Source organism: Streptomyces beihaiensis, from assembly GCF_026274175.1.
GTDB classification, from domain to species: Bacteria; Actinomycetota; Actinomycetes; order Streptomycetales; family Streptomycetaceae; genus Streptomyces; species Streptomyces beihaiensis.
On the sequence record NZ_JAPHNL010000105.1, the window covers coordinates 1 to 10,405 of the forward strand.

Sequence of the window (10,405 nt, forward strand, 5' to 3'; positions counted from 1 at the left end):
GTCCGCCGCGTCCGGGCCGGGCGGCGGCGGCGTGTCGCCCGAGCTGTACCGGCGGGCCAACGCCGCGCTCGACCGCCTCGCGGGCCGTGCCGAGCCCGAGCCGCCTGCCGAGCAGGAGAACCGGTTCGGCATGGCGGCCACGGTGCCGGTTCCGGCGGCCGCCGCGGTGGTGGCACCGGCGGCTCCCGTGCGCAAGGCCCTCGGCGGCGGATTCGACTTCTTCGGGGCGAAGCGCGCGGCGGTGCAGCGGGAGGATCTGGCCGATGTGGTCGGCCAGGAGATGCTCGCGGAGAAGGCGGCCGAGGACGCGGCCGAGGAGGCCGCCGACGGTTCCGCCGTCGAGGGCCAGGTGCCCGTCGAAAGCCTGCCCGTCGAAAACCCGACGGCCCACGACCAGGCAGACGACACGTCCGACAGGGGCGACAGCGACAGCGGCGACAGCGGCGACAGCGACAGCGGCGACGGCGGCGACGGCGGCGACGGCGGCGACAGTGGCAAGGCCGTCATCGACCTCACCGCCCACGACGAGACCGAGCAGATCGACGTAGGCCACCTGAGGTCCGCGCTCCAGGCGTGAAGTCCCGGGCAGGAGTCCTGGGGGAAGTCCAGGGCGTGAAGCCCCAGGCGTGAAGTCCCAGACGTGGGCACGCGCCCGTCACGCCATCCAGCGGTCCGGCGGGGCGTCCCGGCGGCCCGTGCGGGACCGGTCGGCCTGGGCGCGCAGCAGCTCCGCCGCCTCACCGGCATCCCTGAGGCGGGCGGTCACGGTCGTGTTGGCCCCCGTGTCCAGGCGCAGCGCCGCGACCCGCCAGCAGCGCTCCCAGGGCCCCTGCGTCAGACGGACGCTCTGCACCTTGGCGTGCGGCACAAGGGCGATGCTGCGCTCCAGCAGCCCTTGCCGCGCGGCGAACACCGTGTCGGTGACCGCGACCCCGTAGCCGCGCCACCACACCGGCACGCACCAGCGTCCGCGCCGCGGCACCGGCGTGAACTCGGCCGTCTTCGGCACGCTCACACCCGGCAGTATCCGCGCCACGACGTCCTCGGCATGCGCGCGCGGCGCCACCGGGGCGAGTACGGAGTTCGCCGACCCGGCCACGTGCAGCTCCACGCGCACCCAGCCCGGTCGCCGCCACAGCAGCGGCTGGACGAACCGCACGGTCTGCACGCGGCCCGGCGGCACCGTCTCGTGGACGCGGTCCAGCAGCCCGTGGTCGATGCGCAGTCCGTCGGGGGACTCGCCGACCGTCCAGTCGTACTCCTTGATGTACCGGCCCGCACTGTTGGTGAACGCCGCGCCGACCATCGGCACGGCGGTCGCGATCACTGTCCACAGGTTGTGGGTGGCCATCCACAACAGCGTGGGCACGACGAGCGCCGCACACAGCAAAGCCCACGGCGCACCGGTGAGCAGCAGCGCCACGGCCAGCGTGCGCGGCGGCGTGCGCAGCAGTTCACGGGCCGGGGCCTCCCCGACATCGCGTACGGACTCCGGCGCGAACCCGGCCGCGCGGGCGAGGAGTTCGGCGCGCAGGGCGCGTGCGTCACCCTCGCCGAGGAAGGCCAGCTCGTCCTTCTTGTCGGTGCCCACCACGTCGAGCTTCAGCTTGGCCACGCCGATGATGCGGGCGAGCAGCGGCTGGGTGATGTCGACGGCCTGGAGGCGGTCGAGGCGGATGTGGGCGGTGCGGCGGAAGAACAGGCCCGTACGGATGCGCAGCTCTGTGTCGGTGACCGCGAAGTGCGTGAACCACCAGGTGAGGAATCCGTACAGGGCGGCGGTGGGGACCAGGACGCCGAGACCGATCGCCAGGGTCGCGCCGGTGAGGTGGGCGAGCTGCCGCTGCGCCTGGTCCATGTCGTGTACGGCCCAGCCGAGCAGCACCGCTATCGGCGCCCAGGCGCGGCGCAGCGGTGTGACGGGGTGCAGGCGTTGCTCCCGCACGTCCTTCCGTGGGTCCTCCCGTGCGTCCTTCCGTGCGTCCTTCCGCACGTCCTCCCGTGCGTCCTCGGGGGCGTCGGCGGCCGTCACAGGCCCGCCGATCGTGCCTCGCCGAGTTCGGTGAGGCGGTCGCGGAGGCGTTCGGCCTCGGCGGGTGCCAGGCCGGGGATGGTCGCGTCGGTGGCGGCGGCCGCGGTGTGCAGTTGCAGGCTGGCGAGCCCGTACTTGCGCTCCAGCGGGCCCGAGGTCACCTCGACCAGCTGCATGCGGCCGTACGGCACGATCGTCTCCTCGCGCCACAGGACGCCGCGGCTGATCAGCAGGTCGTCGGCGCGTTCGGCGTACCGCCACGAGCGCCAGTTGCGGCCGGTCATCCGCCAGCCCCAGACGATGCCCGCCAGCGGCAGCGCGGCGAAGGCCGCCCAGACCGGGCCGGCGAAGACGGCGAGCGGTATGTCGACGACAAGGGCGAGCGGCCCCAGGAAGAGCACCAGGAGCAGCCGCCGCAGCCGCAGCAGCCCGGGTGGAAGTCCGACCCAGTCCGGTGGCCCCGACTCGCCGGTCGCGCGTATCGGTCCCTCGGCGCCCGCGGCCTCGGCGCCCGCGGCCTCGGCCGCCCCCGCCGTTCCTGTCGGCCCTGCCGCCCCTGTCTCCATGACCTCACCTTACGTACGAGACCTTGCGTACGAGACACTGTCTCCATGACGCCCACGACTCAGGCCACGGTCGGCATCGGCGGTGCAGCGGAGAGCACCGACATGGTGCTCAACATCGGGCCGCAGCACCCTTCCACTCATGGTGTCCTGCGCCTGCGTCTCGTGCTCGACGGCGAGCGGATCCAGCGCGCGGAGCCGGTCATCGGCTACATGCACCGGGGAGCCGAGAAGCTCTTCGAGGCGCGGGACTACCGGCAGATCGTGATGCTCGCCAACCGCCACGACTGGCTCTCCGCCTTCTCGAACGAGCTGGGTGTCGTGCTCGCCGTGGAGCGGATGCTGGGCATGGAGGTTCCCGAGCGCGCGGTCTGGCTGCGCACGCTGCTCGCCGAGCTGAACCGTGTCCTCAACCATCTGATGTTTCTGGGTTCGTACCCGCTCGAACTGGGCGGAATCACCCCGGTCTTCCACGCCTTCCGAGAGCGCGAGGAGCTCCAGAACGTCATGGAGGAGGTCTCCGGCGGGCGCATGCACTACATGTTCAACCGGGTCGGTGGCCTCAAGGAGGACCTCCCGCTGGGCTGGGCGGCACGCGCGCGTGCGGCGGTCGCGGACGTGCGCTCCAGGATGGACGTCTACGACCGCCTCGTCCTCGGTAACGAGATCTTCCGCGGCCGCACGCGCGGCGTCGGCGTCCTGTCCGCGGACACGGCGCACGCCTACGGGGTGAGCGGCCCGATCGCCCGCGCCTCCGGCGTCGACTTCGACCTGCGCCGCGACGAGCCGTACCTCGCCTACGGGGAGCTTCAGGACACCCTGAAGGTCGTCACGCGGACCGACGGCGACTGCCTGGCACGCTTCGAGTGCCTCCTGGAGCAGAGCCACAACTCGCTCGACCTCGCCGACGCCTGCCTCGACCGGCTCGCCGACCTGCCGCCGGGCCCGGTCAACCAACGCCTGCCCAAGGTCCTCAAGGCGCCCGAGGGCCACACGTACGCCTGGACGGAGAACCCGCTCGGCATCAACGGCTACTACCTCGTCAGCAAGGGCGAGAAGACGCCGTACCGGCTCAAGCTGCGCTCCGCCTCGTACAACAACATCCAGGCGCTGACCGAGCTGCTGCCCGGGACGCTGGTCGCCGACATGGTGGCGATCCTGGGCTCACTGTTCTTCGTCGTCGGCGACATCGACAAGTAGGGCCACGGCCTCCCGGGCCGCTCGGCCGAGCCCGACCGGCTCGACGAGCCAGCCGAAGTCGCCCAGGCCGCCGCGGGCGGTCAGTTCCGCGGCCTCTCCCCCGCGCGTGAGTGCCCGTACGTACGCGGCCGGGTCGCGGGAGGCGAGCGCGAGTGGCGGGCGCTCAGCGCTCACGCCCAGGGCGCGCAGGGCGGCACGCTGGGTCAGCAGGCGGGCGCCTGGCGTCGCGGCGCAGGAGTCGAGCGCCACATGGGCCGTGATGTCGCAGGAGCCGTCGGGTACGGGCGCGGTCTCGCGCCCCTCGCGAAACCCGGTGAGCGTGCCGAAGGGCGGGCGGTTCGCACGCGTGTGCGCGTAGTCCGCCGCGACCGCCAGGCCGCGCTCCAGGCTGCCCACGGCCGCCGCCCACGCCCGGTCGCGCGGCAGCCCGATCTCGGCGCGCAGGCCCGGTTCGGGCGGCAGCGGCCACCAGGTGGTGAGCCACCGTTCGTACGCCGCGTCGAGCGGCTCCGGGTCGAGCGTCTCGGCGCCGTCGCCGTGCACGAGCACGCGGCGGGCGGCGCCGTCGGCGTCGGCCTCGACGACGTCCAGGGGCACGTTGTCGAGCCATTCGTTGGCGAAGAGCAGCCCGTTGATACCGCCACCGCCACCGCCACCGCCACCGCCACCGCCAGCGCCACCGTCACCGTCACCGCGCGGCGGGGCGTCCAGCCACTCGACCCGGTGGTCGAGGCCGTCCGGCCGAGCCGCCCCGGTGATCTCCACCGCGCAGGCACGCACGCGTGCCGCCACATGACCGGGCAGCGCGCCAAGGACGCCGGAAACCAGCTCCCCACGCCCCGCGGCCATGTCGACGAACACCAGCTCGTCCGGTGTGCCGAGCGCCGCGTCCACCTGGCACAGCAGCCGCGCCACGGCGCCCGCGAACAGCGCCGAGGCGTGCACAGAGGTACGGAAGTGCCCGGCAGGGCCCTCTGGTCTCCGGTAGAAGCCCCTCGGCCCGTACAGGGCCGCCTGTGCCGCCGCGCGCCACCCGCGCGCCGTCTCGTTCTGTCGTACGTGCTCCACCCAGGAAGGCTAAGCGGCAGGGGAGGACGCTCCTCCACCTTGCGGAGTATGCGCGCGGGGCGCGGATCGGCCCTCCGGTTGACCCCCGCGCCCCGCACGCTTCCCTACTCTGGGTTACGTGCAGCGCCTCTACGACTTCATCCGCAGACACCCGACCTGGGTCGACAGCTTCTGGGCCGTCGTCCTGCTCGGGATGTCCGCGGTGAGCCTGCGCAACACCGGATCCGCCGGGATCGGCAACGAGCCGGCCGCCGTGCTCTGCACGGTCGTGCTCTGCCTGGTCGTCGCCCTGCGTCGCCGCATGCCCGAGAAGATGCTGATCCTCACGGCGATCACGGGCGTGGCTCAGCTGGTCGCCGACGCCCGGATCGGGCCGGCGGACTTCGCCATGCTGGTGATCATCTACACCGTCGCGGTGAGCGGCACCCGCTGGTCGTCCCGGTTCGGCCTGGTCGGTGGGCTGTGCGCGGCGCCGCTCGCGCAGATCCGCTGGCCCGCGATCGAGGCCAGTACGGCGGGGCAGGCGCTGGTCACCGTCTTCCAGATGGTGCCGTTCGCCCTGGCCTGGGTGCTCGGCGACTCGCTGCGCACCCGCCGCGCCTACCTGGAGCAGCTGGAGGAGCGGGCGGATCGCCTGGAGAAGGAGCGTGAGGCCCAGTCGAAGGTCGCGGTCGCGGCGGAACGCGCGCGGATCGCCCGCGAGCTGCACGACGTCGTCGCGCACAACGTGTCGGTGATGGTGGTGCAGGCCGACGGCGCCGCGTACGTCCTGGACACCGCGCCCGAGCAGGCCAGGAAGGCCCTGGAGACCATCTCGGGCACCGGCCGCCAGGCCCTCGCCGAGATGCGCAGACTGCTCGGTGTGCTGCGCACGGGCGAGCACGAGGAGAGCGGCGAGTACGTGCCGCAGCCCGACGTCGAGCAGATCGAGGACCTCGTCCAGCAGTGCCGCGGCTCCGGGCTCCCCGTCGACTTCAAGGTGGAGGGCACCCCGCGCTCGCTGCCCAGCGGCGTCGAGCTGACCGCCTACCGCATCGTGCAGGAGGCGCTCACCAACACCCGCAAGCACGGCGGGCCCAACGCGGGCGCGAGCGTCCGTCTGGTCTACTTCGACGACGGGCTCGGACTTCTCGTCGAGGACGACGGCAAGGGCGCCCCGCACGAGCTGTACGAGGACGGGGGCGCGGACGGCCGCGGCCATGGACTCATCGGGATGCGTGAGCGCGTCGGCATGGTCGGTGGCACGCTCGACGCGGGCCCGCGCCCGGGGGGCGGCTTCCGCATCAGCGTGCTGCTGCCGCTCAAACCCGCCCACTGACCAGCATCGAGCCCGCCCACTGACCACCATCGAGCCCGCCCACTGACCACCATCGAGCCCGCCGACTGACCACCATCGAGCCCGCCCGGCTTCCGCCCCCCGATCCGAGGACTGCTGACACATGCCGATCAAGGTCATGCTCGTGGACGACCAGGTGCTGCTGCGCACCGGCTTCCGGATGGTGCTCGCCGCCCAGCCGGACATGGAGGTCGTCGCCGAGGCGGGCGACGGCGTCGAGGCACTTGAGGTGCTGCGCTCGACGGCGGTCGACGTGATCCTCATGGACGTCCGTATGCCGAAGCTGGACGGCGTCGAGGCGACGCGGCGCGTCTGCGCGGAGCCGGACGCGCCCAAGGTGCTGATCCTGACCACGTTCGACCTGGACGAGTACGCGTTCTCCGGGCTCAAGGCGGGCGCGTCCGGCTTCATGCTCAAGGACGTGCCGCCCAGCGAACTGCTCACGGCCATCCGCGCGGTGCACAGCGGCGACGCGGTCGTCGCACCGTCCACCACGCGCCGCCTGCTCGACCGGTTCGCCCCGATGCTGCCCCACACCGCCGTCGGCACGGAACCGCACCACAAGCGCCTCGCGCGGCTCACCGAGCGCGAACGCGAGGTCATGGTCCTGGTCGCCCAGGGCCTGTCGAACGGCGAGATCGCCGCGCGCCTCGTCCTGTCCGAGGCCACCGTCAAGACGCACGTGGGCCGCATCCTGACCAAACTGGACCTGCGCGACCGGGTCCAGGTCGTCGTCCTCGCCTACGAGACCGGTCTCGTACGGGCCGGAGGCGGGGCGCCGGGCGGGGCCTGAGCCAGCGGCGCCGCGGGCTACCTCGCGCCTGCCTCGTCCCCGCCCAGCCTCTATCCCCCGCCCAGTCCTTATCCCCCGCCCGGCCCCGGCGGGGCCTTTCGGTACGTCTCGACGCGCGGCCCCGCTCGGCGTACAGGCCCAGCCGCAAGTCGTGCTGCGTGCAGACCGGCCGCAGCCACAGGACCATCTCGTCGTGCACGCCGTCGGGCCCGGCCCTGACGCCCGGTTGTCCGTTGACGACCTCCAGGCGCGGTCCGTCGGCCTCGCGCTCCGCGGCTGCCGCGAGCACCTCGAACCGCTCAGGCTCCATCAGGGCGTCGACGCGCGGCCGATCGTCCACGGCGCTCACGCGGGCCTCCTCTCGCCCGGTGCATCGGCGTAGCCGCACGCCGGAAGCGCGCCCGTCACCTGAGGACCCCCTCGATGAAGTCTCCGCCGAGCCGTGACACCACACTGAGATCAAGCTGGTGCCGCACATAGCGGCCGTGCCGCTCCGCCGTCACCAGGCCCGCCTTCTTCAGCACCGACAGGTGCCGGGATATCTCGGGGGCCGTCATCGCGTGCGCGTCGGCGAGTTCGCTCGTGGTGTACGAGCCGCGTGCGAGGTGCCGGCACAGGCGCATCCGCACCGGGTGGGCGAGAGCCGACATGCGCAGGGTCACCTGCTCGACGGAGGGCGGCGCGGACAGGCCCGGCGAGGAGACCGGGTAGACGATCGACGGCAGCCAGTGCTCGCGGTGCAGCACCCACAGGTGCGGCCAGCCGAGGCTGGTGGGCATCAGGACCAGGCCGCCGCCCTCGGTCGCCGTGTGCCCGACGCTGATCTTGTCGACGGTGACGGTCCGGCCCGCCTCGTCGAGCGCGACCGAAGCGGAGGTCTCCTGGAGCGCGGCCCTGAGCCCCTTGCGCCGCAGCAGCTCCCTCTTGTGCCGCGTGTCCGCCGTCAGCCGGGGCCGCACACGCGCCCACACGTCCGCGAAGAACGCCTCGTCGCAGTCCTGGAGCAGCACCCGCAGCCATGCCCGGACCGCCGGCGGGTCGTCGAGGAGCCGCTGGGTGAACCGCACCTGGTGCGTGCCGCGCGCGGCCGAGAGTTCGAGCGCGCGCTCGCGCACCTCCGGGTCGTCGATGCGGTTCACACTCCGGCCCGCGTACGTGTGCTGGCAGGTGAACTCCAGGGCGGCGTCGACGAACTGTTCGTCGGAGAGCTTGTCCAGGAGGTCCAGCTCTTCGGCGAGCGCGGCACCCGGGCGGGCGTCCCGCCCCGGCATCCCGGCGAACGGCATGAAGATGTCCGAGAACGTCGACCGCCACAGGAAGTCCGCCTGGCACAGCCGGTCGGCGAGGCAGGCGTCAAGGGAGGCGGACACGCTCGTCGTCCACGCGCGCAGCCCCGGGTGGTGGGCGGGCTCCGACAGCGCGTGCAGCGCCATACCGAGCTCGGCCAGGGGCGAGGGCACGACGCTGATCTGCTCGGACTCCAGGCCCGTGATGTCGATGCTCACGCTCATGACGTCCATGGTGCACGCCCCCACTGACAGCCGGACCGTCGATTGACGGCTCCCGTCAATCGACGTGACCGGCCTGCCGCGCCCGGCGCAGTCTCGTGGTCACAGGCCCCGAACCGCAGCAGATCTGCTGATTCCGGGGCACCGAGTGACAATCAGGATGAATGGACGAGGTGATCGCCATGTCGGTCCACCAGCAGTACGCCCTCGACACCTATCGCGCCGCTCAGCGCGGCGAACCGGCCCCTCCGGCTCCTGGCCTGCACGACTGGGCCGCCGTGCGTGAACTGCGCGACTACCGGCGCTTCGAGGCGGTCCTGGCGGGCCGCCCGGCCCGGGGCCGCATCCGGCTCGCCCTGGCCCGCCTGCTGCCCGCCGGACGCCGTCACCGCGCCGCCGGGTGCTGACCGGTCCCGGCCCGCCCGTCAGATCCTGGGCAGACGCCGTACGAAGTCCGCGACGGCCGCGCGGACGTCGTCGGCGCTCCACTCCAGGCCGGGCGCCGCGACCGTGATCTCGGTGAACGCGAGCCCCGGCACCGTGTCCGCGGTGTACCAGCGGCCGAACAGCAGCGTCTTCGTCTCCTCCGCCTGAGCCACCCCCGCCTCCGCGAGCACGTCGGGGTCGTACGGCAGCCACACCCGGAACTGGTGCGTGTGCGGCACTTCGGGGCCGATCCGCGCCCACGCCACCCCGGCCTGCGCGAACCCCTCCCGCAGGGCCCTCGCCACCACGCGCGCGTGCTCCACGTACTCCGTCACCCTCGGCAGTTCACGGTCCAGGCCGACCAGGGCGGCCAGCGCCTGCGGGAACTGCTGGAAGACCTGACCGCCGTAACGGTGCCGCCAGGCCCTGGCCTCCTCCACGAACGACAGCGGGCCCGCGAGCGCCGCGCCGCTGAGTCCGCCGAGCGTCTTGTAGAACGACACGTACACGCTGTCCGCGAGCGCCGCGATCTCGTGCAGCGGGCGACCGAAGTGCCGTGTGCTCTCCCACAGCCGCGCTCCGTCGAAGTGCACGACGGCGTCCCGCGCGCGTGCCGCCTCGCAGAGCGCCTCCAGCTCCTGCCACGTCGGCAGGAGGAAACCGGCGTCCCTGAGCGGAAGTTCCAGCATCAGCGTCCCGAACGGTTCGTCCAGGCCGTGCACCTCGTCCGCCGTGGGCTGGCGCGGCTCGCCCGTGACATGCACCGTGCGCAGACCGGACACCGCGCTCAGGGCGTCCCGTTCGTGCACCTCCGGGTGGGCGAGCGGGTGCAGCGCCACGACGGGGTTGCCGGTGCGGCCCGCCCAGCAGCGCAGGGCCACCTGCTGCGCCATGGTGCCGGTCGGGAAGAACGCGGCCGCCTCCGCGCCGAGGAGACCCGCGACCTTCGCCTCCAGCTCGGCGACCACACCGTTGCCGTAGAGGTCGGGGTCGCCGTCGAAATCGGTCACCGAACCGGCGGACTCGGCCAGCGCGGCCAGGCGCTCGGCCATGGTCGCCTCCTCCGGCTTGCGCGCCAGTACGCGCGTGGCCCCCCGGCGGGCCGCCAGGAGCCGGGCGGCCCGGCTCTCCCCGCTGGTTCCGCTCGCCCCGCCGGCTCCGCTCTTCCCGCTCGCCGTGTTCGTCCCGTTCGCGTCGACCATGCGTCGATCATGTCCTACACGCGTGCGGTTGCCCACAGCCTGTGGACGACCGAGGCCCCCGGCGCCAGATAGCGTTAACATGACGAGAAATCGTCCGGTACCCCGAGCGGACTGGAACGGAAGGCCGCCTGTGACCGCTTCACCGCCCCCCGAAGACCCCGCCGCGCGCCCCGGACCGGCCGACGCGCGAAGCCGCCCCGCCCGCCTCACCGTGGGCGTCGTCGGCGCGGGCCTGGTCCTGCTGGGCGCGGATACGGGAGCGGGTGGCGCGCTCGAA

10 protein-coding genes and 1 pseudogene are annotated in these 10,405 nt (G+C 73.0%); 6 read left to right on the forward strand and 5 right to left on the reverse strand.

The genetic code is table 11. From position 1 onward, the window contains the following. Window positions 1-577 (forward strand): annotated as a pseudogene (locus OFY01_RS11815) (hypothetical protein); the annotation flags it as partial. Between the two features lie 78 nt (window positions 578-655). Here the strand turns inward: OFY01_RS11815 and OFY01_RS11820 are convergent. Both OFY01_RS11820 and OFY01_RS11825 read right to left on the reverse strand, forming a co-directional pair. Beyond that, window positions 656-1,993: a PH domain-containing protein gene (locus tag OFY01_RS11820; protein WP_266599025.1), complete on the reverse strand. Its 1,338-nt coding sequence runs from the start codon at window positions 1,991-1,993 to the stop codon at window positions 656-658. A gap of 35 nt (window positions 1,994-2,028) precedes the next feature. Next, entirely contained in the window at window positions 2,029-2,598 is a 570-nt protein-coding gene (locus OFY01_RS11825; RefSeq protein WP_266599011.1) for a PH domain-containing protein, read from the reverse strand. Between the two features lie 45 nt (window positions 2,599-2,643). On the opposite strand from OFY01_RS11825, the gene OFY01_RS11830 reads away from it, so the two are divergent. Continuing rightward, window positions 2,644-3,795, forward strand: coding sequence for an NADH-quinone oxidoreductase subunit D (locus OFY01_RS11830; RefSeq protein WP_266599012.1), 1,152 nt, complete (start codon window positions 2,644-2,646; stop codon window positions 3,793-3,795). Here OFY01_RS11830 and OFY01_RS11835 read toward each other — a convergent pair. After that, window positions 3,760-4,863 (reverse strand): SAM-dependent methyltransferase, encoded by a 1,104-nt coding sequence (locus OFY01_RS11835; protein ID WP_266599013.1) that lies wholly within the window; start codon window positions 4,861-4,863, stop codon window positions 3,760-3,762. The two genes, OFY01_RS11830 and OFY01_RS11835, sit on opposite strands and share 36 nt — an antisense overlap. Before the next feature lie 118 nt (window positions 4,864-4,981). On the opposite strand from OFY01_RS11835, the gene OFY01_RS11840 reads away from it, so the two are divergent. The 3 genes from OFY01_RS11840 to OFY01_RS11850 all read left to right on the forward strand — a co-directional run bounded on the left by OFY01_RS11840 (window position 4,982) and on the right by OFY01_RS11850 (window position 7,374). Then, entirely contained in the window at window positions 4,982-6,181 is a 1,200-nt protein-coding gene (locus OFY01_RS11840; protein WP_266599015.1) for a sensor histidine kinase, read from the forward strand. Between the two features lie 121 nt (window positions 6,182-6,302). Continuing rightward, complete coding sequence (locus OFY01_RS11845) at window positions 6,303-6,992, forward strand: response regulator transcription factor (RefSeq protein ID WP_266599017.1); 690 nt, start codon at window positions 6,303-6,305, stop codon at window positions 6,990-6,992. 151 nt (window positions 6,993-7,143) lie between these two features. Then, a complete protein-coding gene (locus OFY01_RS11850; RefSeq protein WP_266599019.1) occupies window positions 7,144-7,374 on the forward strand; it encodes a hypothetical protein in 231 nt (76 codons plus the stop codon). Between the two features lie 22 nt (window positions 7,375-7,396). Here OFY01_RS11850 and OFY01_RS11855 read toward each other — a convergent pair whose 3' ends face one another. Then, window positions 7,397-8,503 (reverse strand): DUF5937 family protein, encoded by a 1,107-nt coding sequence (locus tag OFY01_RS11855; protein ID WP_266599021.1) that lies wholly within the window; start codon window positions 8,501-8,503, stop codon window positions 7,397-7,399. A gap of 161 nt (window positions 8,504-8,664) precedes the next feature. Here OFY01_RS11855 and OFY01_RS11860 point away from each other — a divergent pair, with 161 nt between their 5' ends. After that, window positions 8,665-8,907, forward strand: a complete 243-nt coding sequence (locus OFY01_RS11860; protein WP_407700323.1) for a hypothetical protein — start codon at window positions 8,665-8,667, stop codon at window positions 8,905-8,907. A gap of 18 nt (window positions 8,908-8,925) precedes the next feature. Here OFY01_RS11860 and OFY01_RS11865 read toward each other — a convergent pair whose 3' ends face one another. Then, on the reverse strand, window positions 8,926-10,128 hold the full coding sequence (locus OFY01_RS11865) for a threonine aldolase family protein (RefSeq protein WP_266599023.1): 1,203 nt from the start codon (window positions 10,126-10,128) through the stop codon (window positions 8,926-8,928). Window positions 10,129-10,405: the final 277 nt, after the last annotated feature.

Coding starts and splice junctions, on each gene's coding strand:
- OFY01_RS11825 (WP_266599011.1), bottom strand. CDS start 2,598: ATGGAGACAGGGGCGGCAGGGCCGACAGGAACGGCGGGGGCGGCCGAG.
- OFY01_RS11830 (WP_266599012.1), top strand. CDS start 2,644: ATGACGCCCACGACTCAGGCCACGGTCGGCATCGGCGGTGCAGCGGAG.
- OFY01_RS11845 (WP_266599017.1), top strand. CDS start 6,303: ATGCCGATCAAGGTCATGCTCGTGGACGACCAGGTGCTGCTGCGCACC.
- OFY01_RS11855 (WP_266599021.1), bottom strand. CDS start 8,503: ATGAGCGTGAGCATCGACATCACGGGCCTGGAGTCCGAGCAGATCAGC.
- OFY01_RS11860 (WP_407700323.1), top strand. CDS start 8,665: ATGGACGAGGTGATCGCCATGTCGGTCCACCAGCAGTACGCCCTCGAC.
- OFY01_RS11865 (WP_266599023.1), bottom strand. CDS start 10,128: ATGGTCGACGCGAACGGGACGAACACGGCGAGCGGGAAGAGCGGAGCC.